Annotated in this window: 12 protein-coding genes; 11 read left to right on the plus strand and 1 reads right to left on the minus strand. The window is 63.0% G+C overall.

Annotation, left to right across the window (positions count from 1 at the left end; translation table 11 throughout):
• Positions 1 to 165 precede the first annotated feature (165 nt).
• The 3 genes from dnaK (at position 166) to K3163_RS07670 (ending at position 4,247) form a co-directional block, all read left to right on the plus strand.
• The gene (gene dnaK, locus K3163_RS07660; protein WP_221428467.1) at positions 166 to 2,097 is read left to right on the plus strand and encodes a molecular chaperone DnaK; all 1,932 of its coding nucleotides are present in this window, start codon (positions 166 to 168) and stop codon (positions 2,095 to 2,097) included.
• 75 nt (positions 2,098 to 2,172) lie between these two features.
• Positions 2,173 to 3,294: a molecular chaperone DnaJ gene (dnaJ, locus tag K3163_RS07665; protein ID WP_221553696.1), complete on the plus strand. Its 1,122-nt coding sequence runs from the start codon at positions 2,173 to 2,175 to the stop codon at positions 3,292 to 3,294.
• A 62-nt stretch (positions 3,295 to 3,356) separates the two neighbouring features.
• The gene (locus K3163_RS07670; RefSeq protein ID WP_221428465.1) at positions 3,357 to 4,247 is read left to right on the plus strand and encodes an MBL fold metallo-hydrolase; all 891 of its coding nucleotides are present in this window, start codon (positions 3,357 to 3,359) and stop codon (positions 4,245 to 4,247) included.
• Between the two features lie 3 nt (positions 4,248 to 4,250).
• Here K3163_RS07670 and K3163_RS07675 read toward each other — a convergent pair whose 3' ends face one another.
• The gene (locus tag K3163_RS07675) at positions 4,251 to 6,566 is read right to left on the minus strand and encodes a patatin-like protein (protein WP_221553697.1); all 2,316 of its coding nucleotides are present in this window, start codon (positions 6,564 to 6,566) and stop codon (positions 4,251 to 4,253) included.
• A 70-nt stretch (positions 6,567 to 6,636) separates the two neighbouring features.
• Here K3163_RS07675 and radA point away from each other — a divergent pair, with 70 nt between their 5' ends.
• The 8 genes from radA (at position 6,637) to rnr (ending at position 16,337) form a co-directional block, all read left to right on the plus strand.
• Positions 6,637 to 8,001: a DNA repair protein RadA gene (gene radA / locus K3163_RS07680; protein WP_221428463.1), complete on the plus strand. Its 1,365-nt coding sequence runs from the start codon at positions 6,637 to 6,639 to the stop codon at positions 7,999 to 8,001.
• A 34-nt stretch (positions 8,002 to 8,035) separates the two neighbouring features.
• Complete coding sequence (locus K3163_RS07685) at positions 8,036 to 8,587, plus strand: CvpA family protein (protein WP_221553698.1); 552 nt, start codon at positions 8,036 to 8,038, stop codon at positions 8,585 to 8,587.
• The gene (locus tag K3163_RS07690) at positions 8,584 to 9,012 is read left to right on the plus strand and encodes an iron-sulfur cluster assembly scaffold protein (protein ID WP_221553699.1); all 429 of its coding nucleotides are present in this window, start codon (positions 8,584 to 8,586) and stop codon (positions 9,010 to 9,012) included. The genes K3163_RS07685 and K3163_RS07690 overlap by 4 nt, the downstream gene beginning before the upstream one ends.
• Positions 9,013 to 9,052: 40 nt before the next feature.
• On the plus strand, positions 9,053 to 10,717 hold the full coding sequence (locus K3163_RS07695) for an MFS transporter (protein WP_221428460.1): 1,665 nt from the start codon (positions 9,053 to 9,055) through the stop codon (positions 10,715 to 10,717).
• A complete protein-coding gene (gene alr / locus K3163_RS07700; protein ID WP_221553700.1) occupies positions 10,714 to 11,751 on the plus strand; it encodes an alanine racemase in 1,038 nt (345 codons plus the stop codon). The genes K3163_RS07695 and alr overlap by 4 nt, the downstream gene beginning before the upstream one ends.
• Positions 11,752 to 11,835: 84 nt before the next feature.
• Positions 11,836 to 12,390, plus strand: a complete 555-nt coding sequence (gene phaR / locus K3163_RS07705) for a polyhydroxyalkanoate synthesis repressor PhaR (RefSeq protein WP_221553701.1) — start codon at positions 11,836 to 11,838, stop codon at positions 12,388 to 12,390.
• Between the two features lie 65 nt (positions 12,391 to 12,455).
• Entirely contained in the window at positions 12,456 to 13,997 is a 1,542-nt protein-coding gene (gene proS / locus K3163_RS07710; protein ID WP_221553702.1) for a proline--tRNA ligase, read from the plus strand.
• A 36-nt stretch (positions 13,998 to 14,033) separates the two neighbouring features.
• The gene (gene rnr, locus K3163_RS07715) at positions 14,034 to 16,337 is read left to right on the plus strand and encodes a ribonuclease R (protein ID WP_221553703.1); all 2,304 of its coding nucleotides are present in this window, start codon (positions 14,034 to 14,036) and stop codon (positions 16,335 to 16,337) included.
• The last annotated feature ends 8 nt before the right edge of the window (positions 16,338 to 16,345 follow it).

Consider the following 16,345-nt stretch of genomic DNA (forward strand, 5'->3'; position numbering starts at 1 on the left):
CTCGTGACAGGGTGAAAAAACTAGCGTGGTGCATCCCTTGTGCCAAGGAAAAGCGCTCCTATATCGCCCATGTAATACACCGTTTTATCGAGCCGCCGATCGGTTTTGCCAGATACGGGAAACCAGCTGTGCGGCGTCCAACGACCTGTAAGAGATGGGGAAACCATGAGCAAAGTTATCGGTATCGACCTCGGCACCACCAACAGCTGTGTAGCCGTGATGGACGGCGGCAAGCCGAAGGTCATCGAGAATTCCGAAGGCGCGCGTACCACGCCCTCGATCGTTGCCTTCACCAAGGACAACGAGCGCCTTATCGGCCAGCCGGCCAAGCGCCAGGCGGTCACCAACCCTGACAACACGCTGTTCGCGATCAAGCGCCTCATCGGGCGCCGCTTCGACGATCCGATGACCAAGAAGGACATGGACCTCGTCCCCTATGACATCGTCAAGGGCAAGAACGGCGACGCATGGGTCGAAGCCGGCGGCGAGGAATACAGCCCTTCGCAGATCTCGGCCTTCATCCTCCAGAAGATGAAGGAAACCGCAGAGAGCTATCTCGGCGAAGACGTGAAGCAGGCGGTCATCACCGTTCCGGCTTACTTCAACGACGCCCAGCGACAGGCAACCAAGGACGCCGGCCAGATCGCCGGTCTCGAAGTGCTGCGCATAATCAACGAGCCGACGGCCGCGGCGCTCGCCTATGGCCTCGACAAGGAAGACGGCAAGACCATCGCCGTTTATGACCTTGGCGGCGGTACGTTCGATATCTCGATCCTCGAGATCGGTGACGGCGTCTTCGAAGTGAAGTCGACCAATGGCGACACCTTCCTCGGTGGTGAAGACTTCGACAGCGCAATCGTCGAATACCTCGCCGACCAGTTCAAGAAGAAGGAAAACATGGACCTGCGGAGCGACAAGCTCGCGCTGCAGCGCCTGAAGGAAGCCGCCGAAAAGGCGAAGATCGAGCTCAGCTCGGCGCAGACCACGGAAGTGAACCTGCCCTTCATCACGGCCCGCATGGAAGGCGGCGCGTCCACTCCGCTCCACCTCGTGGAAACGATCAGCCGCGCAGACCTCGAAAAGATGGTCGGCGACCTGATCAAGCGCACGCTCGAACCGTGCAAGAAGGCACTGGCCGATGCCGGCGTCTCGAAGGACGAGATCGACGAAGTGATCATGGTCGGCGGTATGACCCGCATGCCCAAGGTCCGCGAAACGGTCGAGGAATTCTTCGGTTCGAAGCCGCACACCGGCGTGAACCCGGATGAAGTCGTTGCCATGGGTGCTGCCATCCAGGCAGGCGTCCTGCAGGGCGACGTCAAGGACGTGCTGCTGCTCGACGTGACCCCGCTTTCGCTGGGTATCGAAACGCTTGGCGGCATCATGACCAAGATGATCGATCGCAACACGACGATCCCGACCAAAAAGAGCCAGACCTACTCGACTGCCGAGGACAACCAGCAGGCGGTGACGATCCGCGTGTTCCAGGGCGAGCGCGAAATGGCGAGCGACAACAAGCTGCTCGGCCAGTTCGACCTCGTCGGTATCCCGCCCGCACCGCGCGGCGTGCCGCAGATCGAGGTCACCTTCGACATCGACGCCAACGGCATCGTGAACGTGTCGGCCAAGGACAAGGGCACCGGCAAGGAGCAGCAGATCCGCATCCAGGCTTCGGGCGGTCTTTCGGACAGCGACATCGAACAGATGGTCCAGGACGCCGAGAAGTTTGCCGACGAGGACAAGAAGCGCCGCGAAGGCGCGGAAGCCCGCAACCAGGCCGACAGCCTCGTCCACGCGACCGAGAAGCAGCTCGAAGAGCATGGCGACAAGATCGACGCTTCGCTGAAGAGCGAAGTCGAAGAGAAGGTCGCTGCACTCAAGACCGCTCTTGAAGGCGACGATGCAGCTGACATCAACGCCAAGGCCCAGGACCTGTCGCAGAGCGCGATGAAGATGGGCCAGTCGATCTACGAGCAGGAGCAGGCGAATGCCGCTTCGGATGCTCCGGAAGGCGGGGACGCCGGTTCGGACAGCTCGTCGGAGGAAGAGGTGGTCGACGCCGAATTCTCCGAAGTCGACGAAGACGCGAAGAACTGAGACGCCTGATGAAAACCACGCCCCCACCGGTGCAAATCCGCGCCGGTGGGGGTTAGGTTTTGGGCGGGGGACAGCATGTCAGCTACCGAAGTCGATTTTTACGAACTGCTTGGCGTGAGCCGCGACGCTGATGGCGCGACCATCAAGAGCGCCTATCGCAAACTCGCAATGAAGCATCACCCGGACAAGAACCCGGGCTGCACCGAGAGCGAAGCCAAGTTCAAGGCGATCAGTGTCGCCTATGATTGCCTGAAAGATCCGCAGAAGCGCGCGGCCTACGACCAGTACGGCCATGCCGCCTTTCAGAACGGCGGCCCCGGCGGCGGGCACGGCAATGCCGATTTCGGCGATATCGGCGATATCTTCGAAACCATTTTCGGCTCTGCCTTCGGAGGCGGAGGCGGTCGCGCCCGTCCCCGGCGTGGTGCGGACCTGCGCTACGACATGGAAATCGGCCTTGAAGAGGCCTTCCACGGCAAGTCGAGCGAGATCGAGATCGAGGTCAGCAAGGCCTGCGACACCTGTCACGGTTCGGGCGCGACGCCCGGTACGCGGGCGAGGACCTGCAACCTGTGCGGCGGGCAGGGCAATGTCCGCGCAAAGCAGGGTTTCTTCGTAGTCGAACGCCCGTGTCCTAATTGCCACGGCGCTGGCGAGATCATCACCAGCCCGTGCCGCGATTGCCGCGGCGAAGGGCGCGTCGACGTCCCGCAGAAGCTCGAAGTCGATATTCCCCCGGGCGTCGATACCGGCACCCGCATTCGTCTGTCGGGCAAGGGCGAGGCCGGACCGCGCGGCGCACCAGCGGGCGACCTCTACATCTTCGTCCATGTGAAACAGCACCCCATCTTCCAGCGCGAGGGCACTACGCTTGCCACCCGCGTACCGATCAGCTTCACCAAGGCAGCGCTCGGCGGATCGATCGAGATCCCCGGCCTCGATGGCGAAGAACTCACCCTCGAAATCCCCGCCGGCATTCAGTCGGGCAAGCAGCTGCGCCAGCGCGGTGCGGGCATGCCCGTGCTGCAGGGGCGAGGTCGCGGTGACATGGTGATCGAGATCGCCGTCGAGACCCCGACCAAGCTCAGCAAGGAACAACGCGAATTGCTCGAACAGTTCCGCGCCACCGAGACCGGCGACGAATGTCCCGAGAGCCGCGGCTTCTTCGACAAGCTGAAAACCGCTTTCGGGGGGTAACCGGCAAGCGCTCGACAGCGAAGGCTTCCCCGACTAGCGATTGACGCGAAAGGGGAAGAGGAATGCATTTGAAGGCACTCGTAGCAGGCACGGCACTCCTGGCGCTTGCCGCGCCGGCCGCCGCGCAGCGCGATTTCAGCGAAGTCGAGATCACTGCCGAGGAGCTCGCTCCCGGGATTGCGGTGCTTTACGGGGCTGGCGGGAATATCGGCGTCAGCCACGGCAAAGACGGCACCGTCCTCATCGACGACCAGTTTGCGCCGCTCACGCAAAAGATCGAAGCAGCCATCGCCGACCTCGGTGCAACGCCCGTACGCTTCGTCGTCAACACGCATTGGCATGGCGATCACACCGGCGGCAACGAGAACCTCGGCGAGAAGGGCGCTCTCATCTTTGCCCATGACAATGTGCGAACGCGCCTCGCTGAAGGTCGCGAGGGCGAGCGACCCATCGCGCCCGCACCCGAGGCAGCGCTACCCGTCGTGACGTACGAACAGGGTGTCAGCTTCCATCTAAACGGGGAGCGTGTCGACGTGATGTTCGTCGGCGGTGGCCACACCGATGGCGACAGCGTGGTCCACTGGACCAAGAGCAACGTGGTCCACATGGGCGATCTCTACTTCAAGATCCCGGGCTATCCCTACATCGACACCGGGTCGGGCGGGAATGTCATCCACGCGATGAACTCGCTCGATGCTGTCATCCGCATGATCGACGACGAGACCAAGGTCATTCCCGGCCATGGCCCGATGTCGAACAAGGCCGAACTCGTCGCCTATCGCGCGATGATGGGCGATGCTGTGTCGCGGGTGAGAGCCTTGCGGGACGCCGGAAGCTCCGTCGAAGAGGCGGTGGCCGCAAAGCCGCTCGCCGGTTTCAACAGGGGCGAGGGCTTCATCGGGCCCGACCAGTTCGTGACCGCCATCTACACCAGCCTCGACCAGGCCGAATAGGCTTCAGCGCATCCGGTCGAGGACTTCGGCCCGGATACCGTCGAGCAGACCCGGATCGCAGCGTTGGGCCTGTGCCTCCTCGTCGAGAATGGCGAGGAAGGCATCGCGCTTGAATGCCCTGCAGGTTCCTTCGGCCATTGGTGTGTCGAGCGTCGAGCAAACGAGGTCGATCATCCGCTCGGCCCCGTGGAGACGGCCCCAGAGGTAATCGTTCTCACGATAGGAGCGGCTGAAAAACGCGCCGAAGTTATAGAATTCGATACCGCGGAGCGTCGCGCGCGTACCGCCTTCGCGGATGCTGCGCGCGTCGTCGGGGCTGATCCTGTCCACCTTGACCGGATCGAACTCCGTAAGGCCCTCGTTACGCAGCAGGGGAAGCGTGGCGACGTCGTAAAACGGGAAGCCGAGATAGGCGAACAGCATGCGCCGCCTGAGGTGGTCGGGCATCTCCGCCAGCGCCTCGGCGAGCATTTCCTCTGCATGGTCGTCTTCGTCGGGCAGGAGCCTCCGCGCCTCGATATGGTCGAGCACGCCTGAGGGATCGACGAGCACGTTTTCCGCGAGGGCAGGGAATTCATCACCCAGCGAGGCGAGGCTCTCCTTCTGAAAATAGAGCGCGAGTATCTTGTATATCTCGTCGCGGCCCTTCTCGAGCGCATCGTCGGGAATGTCGGGATCCGCTTCCCAATCGCGCGCCAGCCTGCGGGCGAGGAGCCTCAAACGGCGGATACGAAAGCCGATATCGTGTTCGCGGAAGAAACGGATCGCGTCGGGTGTTGCGCCGCCGTTCTGCCCGACAAGGACTTCAAGCCCGCGATACCGGAGTTCCTCGCGCAGCACGTGTTCGATCGGGATGTGATCGGACAAGTGTAGCGCAGGGGCCGCTTCCCAGGTCAGTTTGGCAAGGCGGGTAACGATCCCGCTCAGTTTCGCCTGGGCGTAGGAATGGAAGGCATAGCCCGCCTGTTCCGCCGCTGCCTGCTGTGCCTTCTGACGCCATGCCTTGAGCCGTTTGGGCGTAGGATTGTCGAGGAACAGCGTGTAGCCGAACAGCTTCTCGACCGTTCGCTCGACTTCGGGGCGCAGCGCGCTGACGATACGCGACAGGCGTGCAGCCTCGCGGCTTTGTTCCTCGAGCTGTTCGAGGTTGTCGCGGATCGGCTGTTCGCGCGGGATGGTCGACAGTGAACCGAAGATCGCGGAGAAGAACCCCACCTCGTGCCGGGCCTGTGCGTGACGTTCACCGAACCGGTCGGGGCGCGGGTCGACATAGACGAAGCGGCGGTCGACTTCGCGCTGGGCAGGGCGACCCTGCAGCGCCGCCATCGCGCCGCCGAAAGGCTTGTTCACCAGCACCGATCCGTCGATCAGCGAAACGCTCTCGACATTGTCGCGCATGACATGGACCGGCATGATCCGGTCAAGAAACTCTTCCCGGCTATGCCACGCACGGCCGGTGCTTTCAGCCAGCCGATCGATCTCGCTAACTTGAAGTGGCGGGAATGCGCCCGGGAAGCTGGCCGTTGCCCTCGCGGCGAAGACAAGCTCCATCGGGTCGGCAAGGTTCTCGCCCCCGACAAGCGGCGTCTTGCACCTGAACGAGATGGGCATCCGGTGTTCGCTGTCCTCGACCACCGGCGGACTGTTCAGTTTCAGCAGCTCGAGATGGCCGAAAAAGTCGGTCGCGGTAACGAATAGGTCGAGCGGATGACCGGGCGGCAGGAGCGGCTCTTCTTTCTCGGTCTGCTCCATCGCGGCAAATGCGCGTTCGAGGAGGCTCGAGAAGCCGAAGCCCGAGAAGGGCGGTTCGAACCATCGACCGCGGATGAGATGCGATACCTTACGGCGCACCTCGCTACGGGTTTCAGGAGCCACCTCGGTCGCGATTTCGGTGCCTGGCCTGCTTAGCAGCCAGCTTGCGAACGGCTGCGCCCAGAATTTGCCGCCCGCCCAGCGGATCTTTGCGTCCGGATGTGTCAGTTCATCGACGTCAGCGACTTCGAGCCAGAGGTCGGTCAGCGGCTCGAGGCTCTGGCCGGAGTAGATCGCCTGCGCGAGGAAAACCGCGTTGATTCCGCCTGCGCTGGCACCGCTGCAGATGTCGGGCAGGACGCGAAGGCGCAGTCCACCATGTTCTTCAAGGTGCTTCAGGAGATCGAGATAGACCTTGTGGATCCCGTCGCGCGCTTCGTGTCCTGCGTGGAAATCGCGGCTCGCGCGGGCCAGTTGCCACAGCTCGCGCGTGACGCCGTGCATATAGACCGCCAGGCTTACCCCGCCGTAGCAGACCAGCGCGATCCTCAGTTCCTTCTGCCGCATCGCTATTCGTTGTGCACAGTTGCGCTGCAAAGGCAATTGCGTTCCTCAAATGTTCTGTTAGTGAATTGGCATGGCGAAACCGAAGAAACGCTATGTCTGTCAGGCCTGTGGGTCGGTATCTCACCGCTGGCAGGGCCAGTGCGCCGACTGTGCGGAATGGAACACCCTGGCCGAGGATGCGCCCGCAACGGTGTTCTCGCTCAAGCACGACTTGTCGAGCGGGGGCAGGGCGGTGGAGTTTGTCGACCTCGACAAGCCTGGTGAAGTCCCGATCCGCCAAAAGACGGGTCTTGCGGAATTCGATCGTGCTCTCGGCGGCGGGCTCGTGCCGGGCAGCGCCATCCTGATGGGCGGCGATCCGGGTATCGGGAAGTCGACGTTGCTGCTCCAGGCCGCAGCCAAGGTTGCGCGTGAGGGGCACGGCGTCGTCTACGTAAGCGGCGAGGAAGCGGCGGGGCAGGTCCGGATGCGAGCAGCTCGGCTCGGCCTGTCGGATGCTCCGGTAAAGCTGGCCGCTGCAACCGGCGTGCGAGACATCCTTACGACACTCGGCAGCATGGAGACGCCCAAGCTGCTGGTGATCGATTCCATCCAGACCATGCACTCCGACACGATCGAAGGGGCGCCCGGGACGGTGAGCCAGGTCCGCGGCTGCGCCTTCGAACTGATCCGCTATGCCAAGGAAAACGGCGTCGCGCTGGTGCTCGTCGGCCACGTGACCAAGGATGGCAATATTGCCGGGCCGCGAGTGCTTGAACACATGGTCGATGTCGTCATGAGTTTCGAGGGCGAACGCAGCCACCAGTACCGTATCCTGCGCGCGCTCAAGAACCGTTTCGGTGCGGTCGACGAGATCGGTGTATTCGCCATGGCGGGCGACGGTCTCGAAGAGGTCGAGAACCCCTCCATGCTGTTCCTGTCCGGGCGCGAGCAGCCGATGGCGGGGAGTGCTGTCTTCCCGGCCATGGAAGGTACGCGTCCGGTGCTGGTGGAAATCCAGGCGCTGATCGTGAAGCTTCAGTCGGGCGCTACGCCGCGCCGTGCCGTGGTCGGTTGGGACAATGGCCGGCTTGCCATGCTGCTCGCGGTGCTGGAATCGCGCTGCGGTCTCTCGTTCAGCTCGGCGGAAGTCTACCTGAACGTGGCGGGCGGATATCGCCTGTCGGATCCTGCGGCGGATCTCGCAGTTGCCGCTGCGTTGGTCAGCGCGCTCGCAGACAAACCCTTGCCGGATCGCAGCGTATGGCTCGGAGAAGTCAGCCTCGCCGGTGAAGTCCGCCCGGTTGCCCATGGCGGAGTTCGCCTGAAGGAAGCAGCAAAGCTCGGATTTGAAAAGGGTTTCGGCCCGTCCGACACCAAGAACGGCTCGTCAGAACTGCAATATTCGGGCTTGGGACAACTGGCCAACCTCGTTGACCGGGTGATGAGCAGTTAATAAAGCCCCAACCCTGAGGGATTAATAGGGTTTCATGACGGGCTTCGATTTCATCGTACTGTTCATCGTGGCAATCGCTGCGATCGGTGGCTTCCTGCGGGGATTTCTTCAGGAGATCCTGTCGCTGGGCGCGTGGATATTGGCTGCCTTTGCCATCCGTTATCTCCACACGCCGCTCGCCATCGCGATGCAGGATGTGATCGGGGCGAGCGTTGCGACCTCCGTCATGGCCTTCGTGCTGCTGCTGCTGATCCCCTATGCGGCGATGAAAGTCATCGCGAACAATGTCGGCAAGGCATCGCGCAATTCTGTGCTCGGCCCGATCGACCGCGTGCTCGGTTTCGGGTTCGGTGCGCTCAAGGGGCTCGTGATCGTCATTATCGGCTTCTCGCTCCTCGTTCTCGGCTACGACCGTGTCTGGGATTATCGCGGCCGACCGGTGTGGATCACGACTGCCCAGAGCTATGAGCTGGTCGACGGCGGCTCGCGCTCGCTTGTCGAGGTGCTGGCCCAGAGGCGTGCGGCGCTACGCGGTGAAGAGGCAGAAGCAGAGGCTGAAGCCGAAGCGGAGGAAGCTGCAGAGTGACGAGCCCCCCGGGCGGCGCTCTCTATTCCCCGGCCTTGCTCGCGCTTGCTGTCGAGCTGGCTGCCTATCCTTTCGACGCCGCCGCACCATTCATCGGAGAGGCGCACTCACGCAGTTGCGGGAGCACTATCCGGATTTCCGCGACCGATGGGTTCGAAGATCTCGGCCTGAAGGTGACCGCCTGCGCCGTAGGACAGGCCGCAGCTGCGATTTTCGCACGGCACGTTCACGGGAAAGCCGGTGCGGATATCCAGACGTCTCTTGCCGAAATCATGGATTGGCTCGCGGGCGAGGGCGATACGCCCGCCTGGCCCGATATCGCGATGCTGGAAGCCGCGCGCGCCTATCCCGGGCGGCACGGCGCGATACTCTTGCCGTGGAGAGCCGCGCTCGACGTGCTTTCCAAGCCTTCCGCCCCTCGCTAAACCGCACCCAACCTACCAGAGAGAGGGGAGCGGGAGTTTCATGGCAGGCGGTACAACGGTAACGCAGCGCGAGCCGAGCGAGAAGGAAATCAAACTCGTCATCGGCGCCAGCAGTGCGGGCACCGTATTCGAGTGGTACGATTTCTTCATCTACGGCACGCTGGCCTACATCCTGAAGGATGCCTTCTACGACGTAGATAACGAGACCCTCGGGCTGCTGCTGGTCTGGTCGACCTTCGCAGTCGGCTTCGCTTTCCGCCCGATCGGCGCGATCCTCTTCGGCTTCCTCGGCGACAGGCTGGGTAGGAAGTACACCTTCCTTGTGACAGTGACCCTCATGGGGATCGCCACGGCAGGCGTGGGCCTCATTCCGACAGTGGCCACCATCGGAATAGCCGCGCCCATCATCGTCATCATCCTGCGCGTGCTTCAGGGCCTCGCGCTGGGCGGCGAATACGGCGGTGCGGCCATCTATGTCGCCGAGCATGCTCCGCCCGAAAAGCGCGGGTTCTACACCAGCTTCATCCAGGCGAGTGTTGCGGGCGGCTTCGTCCTCTCGATCGCGGTCGTGCTCTCGTGCCGGTTCCTCATTCCGGAAGACGATTTCGTCGCCTGGGGCTGGCGTGTGCCTTTCCTCCTGTCGATCATCCTGCTGGGGATTTCGCTGTGGATGCGCCTGAAACTGTCGGAAAGCCCGGTCTTCCAGGCGATGAAGGAAGCGGGCGAAACCGCGCACAATCCCTTCGTCGAGAGCTTCACCTATCCGGGTAACAAGAAGCGCATCTTCGTCGCGCTCTTCGGTGTCACGGGCATCCTGACCACGATCTGGTACACCGCATTCTTCAGCGGGATGAGCTTCCTGCGCGGACCGATGCATGTCGATGATCTCACGGTCGAGCTGATCCTGTTCGTCTCCGGCCTGATCGCCATGACCTTCTACATCCTGATCGGGAAATGGTCGGACAGGGTTGGGCGCAAGAAGCCGATCATCATCGGTGCCGTGGCGACGCTGGCGTTGCTCTTTCCGGCATTCTGGACGCTCGGCAGCCTTGCCAATCCGGCGCTGTCCGAAGCTGCTGAGCGCACGCCGATCACTGTTTCGGGTCCCGTATGCACTACCGATCCCTTCGCGGACCTTTTCGACCGCGAGCAGAGCGATTGCGGCAAGATCCTCGAGACGCTGACCGCCTCGGGCGTTCCTTACGAACTGACCGAAGGCAGCGAGTTGCAGCTTTCTGCGGGCGGAGAAGCGATCGCGATCGATCCTGTGTGGTTCGAAGACGGTGCGGCCCGCCGCGACGGCATTCGCGGTGCACTCAGCAACTACGGTTTCGACTTCAGCAAACAGCAGCCGGCATTCGGCAACATCCTGGGCATTGTGGCCGTGCTGCTCGGCCTCGGCATGCTCTCGGCACTGACCTACGGTTCGGTCGCCGCACTCTTGTCGGAAATGTTCCCACCCCGCATCCGTTACAGCTCCATGTCGATCCCCTATCACATCGGTGCGGGCTATCTCGGCGGCTTCCTGCCGCTGATCGCAGGCGTCATCGTGGCGAGCACCGGCAATATCTACTCCGGCCTCTGGTACACCTGGGTCGTGGTGGCATTCGGTGTCGTCGTCGCATGGTGGGGCCTGCCGAGCGGCCCGCCGACGGATTTCGAGGATTCGGGTGAAGCTCCGCCCGTCTCGCCCGTAACCCCGTGACGCTGACCCCGCCGCCAACCCTCAAGCTGCGCATCGACCGCACCGCGCTCGCAGATAACTGGCGCGCACTCGACCGGTTGTCGGGCAAGGCAAGGGCGGGCGCTGCGGTAAAAGCGGATTGCTACGGCCTCGGTGTCGAGCACTGCGTTCCCGCTCTGCGCGATGCGGGCTGCCGCGACTTCTTTGTTGCGCACTGGAGCGAAGTGCCGGCGGTTCTCGGACACATTCCGCCCGAGCAGCTTGCGGTGCTGCACGGACCGATCAACGAGGCCGAGGTCGCCTTCGCCAAAGAGACCGGCGCGATCCCCGTGATCGATTCCCTCCACCAGGCACGCCTCTGGAAGGAGGGTGGGGGCGGCCCATGCCACCTCATGGTCGACAGCGGGATCAACCGGCTCGGGGTCGCCCGCAAGAACATCGGCGATCCGGTGATCCAGGCGCTCGATGTGCAAGTCCTGCTCAGCCATCTCGCATGTGCCGACGAGGACAGCGACATGAACGCGCAGCAGTTGGCTGATTTCAACGAGGCGCGCAGCGCTGTCGAACACCGCAAGGCAAGCCTTGCCAACAGTGCAGGCATTGTGCTGGGCGAGGCCTACCACTTCGACCTCACGCGGCCGGGACTTGCACTTTACGGCGGCGTACCGCGGCCCGAACTTGCCGGTGAGATACTGCAGGTCGCCTATCCCTACGCCGCCGTGATCCAGGTGCGCGAACTCTCGGCAGGCGACACGGTCGGCTACAACGCAACCTTCACCGCACCAGAGGATATGCGCGTGGGCGTACTCTCGCTCGGCTACGCTGACGGTATCCTGCGCGCATGGTCGGGAGCATCCTTCCAGCGCGGGAATGCATCGCTGCCGATCCTCGGCAAAGTGTCGATGGACATGATCGTAATCGACCTTGCCGAAGCGCCCGATATTGCCGAGGGCGACTGGGTGGAATTGCCCTATCACCTGCCCGATGCTGCGCAGCAAACCTCTCTATCGCAATACGAATTGCTTACCGTTCTGGGACACCGCTTCCAACGTTGATCAGTTCATGTTGCGCTGCACATTGTGCAGGTGCTAAGCACCATCGCATTGCACAAACAACGCACGCTTGGGGAGAGCGAAAACATGGCAAAGCGGACCGCCGACGGCGAACCGATCATCATCAAGAAATACGCCAACCGGCGTCTCTACAATACCGATACATCGAGCTACATCACGCTCGACGATCTGGCGAAGATGGTCCGCGAAAATGTCGACTTCCAGGTCCTCGACGCGAAGAGCGGTGACGACATCACCCATACGATCCTCACGCAGATCATCGTCGAGGAAGAGAGCCAGGGCGGCCAGCAGATGCTCCCGGTCAGCTTTCTGCGCGACCTGATCAGCATGTACGGCAATTCGATGCAGTCGATGATGCCGAGCTATCTCGAAGCGAGCATGGCGAACTTCCGCAAGAACCGCGAACAGCTGCAGGCAGCCTTTGCCAAAGGCATCGAGGCGAACCCGCTGGCCAAGATGGCCGAGGCCAACTTCAAGATGATGCAGAATGCCGCGGAGGCCTTCATTCCCGTGACGCGCAAGGGCGCGGATGCGGCGAAGAAGGATGCCGACGACGAGCTGGCTCAGATGCGCCAGCAGATGGCTGCCATGCAGAAGAAGCTCGACGAGCTGAGCAAGTAGTCGACCCGCTTCGCGCGACACGCTAGGGGCGGGCGCAAATCCAACTTTGAAGTGAGAATCGCTCCGTGGCCCAGATCCGCCATGCATTGAACACCAAGCGCGCCGACGACTTCGCCGCCTGGTACCAGGAAGTCATCTCCGCTGCCGAAATGGCCGAGGAATCGGGCGTTCGTGGCTGCATGGTCATCCGGCCGTGGGGCTATGGCATCTGGGAGCGCATGCAGCGCCTGCTCGATGACCGGATCAAGGCGACCGGCCATTCTAACGCCTATTTCCCGATCTTCATCCCGCTCTCCAATTTCGAGCGCGAGGCAGAGCATGTCGAGGGTTTCGCCAAGGAAATGGCGGTCGTCACGCACCACCGCCTGATCGCTGGCCCCGATGGCGGCCTGATCCCCGATCCCGAAGCCAAGCTCGAAGAACCCCTGGTCGTACGTCCGACCTCGGAAACGATCATCGGCGACGCCATGGCGCGCTGGGTCCAGAGCTGGCGCGACCTGCCGCTGAAGCTCAACCAGTGGGCGAACGTCGTGCGCTGGGAAATGCGCACCCGCATGTTCCTGCGCACCAGCGAATTTCTCTGGCAGGAAGGCCACACCGCCCATGCGGACGAGGTTGAAGCCAAGGAGCACACGCTCACCATGCTCGAGGTCTACCGCGCCTTTGCGGACGAAGATCTCGCGCTGGCCGTGATCCCCGGCGAGAAGCCGGAGAACGAGCGCTTCCCCGGTGCAGTCGAAACCTGGTCGATCGAGGCCATGATGCAGGACGGCAAGGCGCTGCAGGCCGGCACCAGCCACTACCTCGGCACCAACTTCGCCAAGGCATCGGGCATCAAGTTCCAGAACAAGGAAGGCAGCGAGAGCCTCTGCCACACGACCAGCTGGGGCGTGTCGACCCGCATGGTCGGCGGCGTCATCATGACCCACGGCGATGACGACGGCCTGCGCCTGCCGCCCAAGATCGCTCCGCAGCAGGTCGTCATCCTGCCGATGCTGCGAGACAAGCCCGAAGATGAGGCGCTGATCGACTATTGCGAGGCCCTGCGTGCCACGCTTGCGAGCAAACACGTCCTTGGCGAACCGCTGCGCGTCCTGCTCGACACCCGTCCGGGCAAGGCTGCGGCCAAGCGCTGGGACTATGTCCGCAAGGGCGCCCCGATCATTATCGAAGTCGGTGGCCGCGACATGGAAAACGGCGTCGTCAGCCTGCTTCGCCGCGACAAGCTGTGGAACGAGGAAAACGGCAAGCCCGCTTTCCAGACCCCCACGCGCGAAGTCGCCGGGCAGACGGTCCCCGATATCCTCGCCGACATGCAGTCCGCTTTCCTCACCGAAGCGGCCGAGCGGCGCGAGACGAATATCACCCGCGGCGTGACGAGCTTCGAGGAGGTCGAGAAGTTCTTCTCTGCCTCGCGCTATCCCGGCTGGGTCGAGGTTCAGTGGTCGAAGCCCACCGGCGAGCGACTCGAGAAGGTCGTCGAGCGCCTCAAGGAGCACAAGCTCACCATCCGCAACGTGCCGATGGATGCCGCGCCGGTTGACGGCGAGTGCATCTTTACCGGCGCGCCCGCGACCGAGCGCGTGCTCCTTGCCAAGGCATATTGATCGCCAAGGCGTGACATGCGCTCCCGCCATCCCCATATGGCGGCAATGAAAAAACAGAACAGAACAGGGCGGCCGCAGGGGCTGCCCTCCAAAACGCAAATACTCGAATTCATCCAGAGCTCCGACCGACCCGCAGGCAAGCGAGAAATCGCCAAGGCCTTCGGCATCAAGGGGCAGGAAAAGATCGCGCTGAAGAAGCGCCTCAAGGACATGGCCGAAGAAGGCCTGATCGACGGCAGGAAGACCGCCTATCACCGCATGGGCGGCGTGCCGAAGGTGACCGTGCTCAAGGTCGTCGAGATCGAGGACGGCGAACCGATCGCCGTTCCCGAGAACTGGGATCCTGACAGCAAGGACAAGCCGCCGCGCCTGGTCGTGAAGGAAAGCAAGAAGGTCGCAGCGCTCAAGCGCGGCGACCGCTTCCTCGCGCGTACAGAAGAGCGGGGGAAGGGGTGGATTGCCCACCCGATGAAGAAGCTGCCCGCCCGCACCGAAGGCCTGATGGGCGTCGTCGAATTCGACGGCGGCGGAAAGCCCTGGCTTGCACCGGTCGACAAGCGCGTCCGCAATTCATCGCCCATCGGCGATCTGGGCGAGGCGAACGAGGGCGACCTCGTGCTTGCCGAACCCATGGGCAAGTCGCCTCGTGCGAAGGTGAAGGTGGTCGAGGTCATCGGCGATCCGCTCGCTCCCAAGAGCTTCAGCCTCATCGCCATCGCCAAGCACGGCATTCCGCACATCTTCCCGCAGGAAGCGCTCGACGAAGCGCAGCGCGTCGCCGAACTTCCGCTTAGCGAGGAGAAGCGCGAGAACCTGCGCGATGTGCCGATCATCGCCATCGATCCCGCGGACGCGCGCGACCACGATGATGCAATCTGGGCCGAACCCGACGGGAATGGCGGCTACAATGCGATCGTCGCGATTGCCGACGTCAGCTTCTACGTTCGCCCGGGCGGCGTTCTCGACAAGGAAGCGAGGAAGCGCGGCAACTCGGTCTATTTTCCCGACCGCGTCGTGCCGATGCTGCCGGAAATCCTGTCCGCAGATGTCTGCTCGCTGGTTGAGCACGAGGACCGTGCGGCCATGGCCTGCCACCTGCATATTTCGCCCGAGGGCAAGGTTACCAAGTGGCGCTTCACCCGGGCGATAGTGCGGCTTGCAGCCAACATCGCCTATGAAGACGCGCAGAAGGCCATCGACGATGGCAGCGCTGACGAGGTGCTCAAGAACCTATGGGGCGCATGGAAACTCCTGTTCAAGGCACGGCACGCGCGCGATCCGCTCGATCTGGAACTGCCCGAGCGGCAGGTCCGCCTCAACGACGAGGGCCAGATCGAGGAAATCGCCGTGCGCGAACGCCTCGATGCGCACCGCGTCGTCGAAGACTTCATGATCGCAGCGAACGTCGCCGCGGCAAAGGCGCTTGAGGAGAAGGCAGCTCCGGTGGTCTACCGCGTCCACGAAACGCCGAGCCGCGAGAAGCTGATGGCGTTCAAGGAATACCTTGCGAGCCAGGGCCGCCCCTTCGCGATGGGTCAGGTCATCACTCCGGGCATCTTCAACCGGATGCTCAAGGATATCTCCGATCCTGCTGAAAAAGCACTGATTATGGAGGCGGTCCTGCGCAGCCAGACGCAAGCCTACTACGGGCCGGCGAACGCAGGTCACTTCGGCCTGGCGCTGGGCAGCTATGCCCATTTCACCTCGCCGATCCGCCGCTATGCCGACCTTCTGGTGCACCGCGCGCTGGTCGATTCCTACAAGCTCGAACAACCCAAGCCCAAGGGCAAGATCCCCGAGGGGTCGGGGCTGTCGGACCGCGACCGCACTGCACTCAACCAGATCACCGACGCGATCAGCCAGACCGAGCGCCGCGCGATGGAAGCAGAGCGCGACACGATCGACCGTTATGTCGCCGCATGGCTCTCCGGCCGTGTCGGCGAGACCTTCGACACGCGCATAACGGGCGTGCAGGGCTTCGGCTTCTTCGCGACCATCGAGAACCTTGGCGGCGACGGGCTGGTCCCGGTCTCCACGCTGGGGCGCGAGTATTTCCGCTACGACGAGGGCGCGCAGGAGCTAACCGGCGAGGACAGCGGCAAAACCTATGCCGTCGGCGACAGGCTCAAGCTAAAACTCGCCGAAGCGAATCCGCTGACCGGAGCGCTCAAGTTCGAAGTGCCCGACAGCGACGGCTCGGGCATCGAGAAGCGCGGTTTCCGCCCACCGCCGAAGAAGAAGCACTTCCAGAAAGGCAAGGGCGCCCCGCGCCAGTCGCATGCGAAGGGCAAGCGAGGGCGTCCGGGCAACATCCGGCACCAGGGACGCAAGAAGAAGTAGGCGGAACG

The organism is Qipengyuania xiapuensis (assembly GCF_019711395.1).
Taxonomy (GTDB): domain Bacteria; phylum Pseudomonadota; class Alphaproteobacteria; order Sphingomonadales; family Sphingomonadaceae; genus Qipengyuania; species Qipengyuania xiapuensis.

Coding starts and splice junctions, on each gene's coding strand:
- dnaK (WP_221428467.1), top strand. CDS start 166: ATGAGCAAAGTTATCGGTATCGACCTCGGCACCACCAACAGCTGTGTA.
- dnaJ (WP_221553696.1), top strand. CDS start 2,173: ATGTCAGCTACCGAAGTCGATTTTTACGAACTGCTTGGCGTGAGCCGC.
- K3163_RS07670 (WP_221428465.1), top strand. CDS start 3,357: ATGCATTTGAAGGCACTCGTAGCAGGCACGGCACTCCTGGCGCTTGCC.
- K3163_RS07675 (WP_221553697.1), bottom strand. CDS start 6,566: ATGCGGCAGAAGGAACTGAGGATCGCGCTGGTCTGCTACGGCGGGGTA.
- radA (WP_221428463.1), top strand. CDS start 6,637: ATGGCGAAACCGAAGAAACGCTATGTCTGTCAGGCCTGTGGGTCGGTA.
- K3163_RS07685 (WP_221553698.1), top strand. CDS start 8,036: ATGACGGGCTTCGATTTCATCGTACTGTTCATCGTGGCAATCGCTGCG.
- K3163_RS07695 (WP_221428460.1), top strand. CDS start 9,053: ATGGCAGGCGGTACAACGGTAACGCAGCGCGAGCCGAGCGAGAAGGAA.
- phaR (WP_221553701.1), top strand. CDS start 11,836: ATGGCAAAGCGGACCGCCGACGGCGAACCGATCATCATCAAGAAATAC.
- rnr (WP_221553703.1), top strand. CDS start 14,034: ATGGCGGCAATGAAAAAACAGAACAGAACAGGGCGGCCGCAGGGGCTG.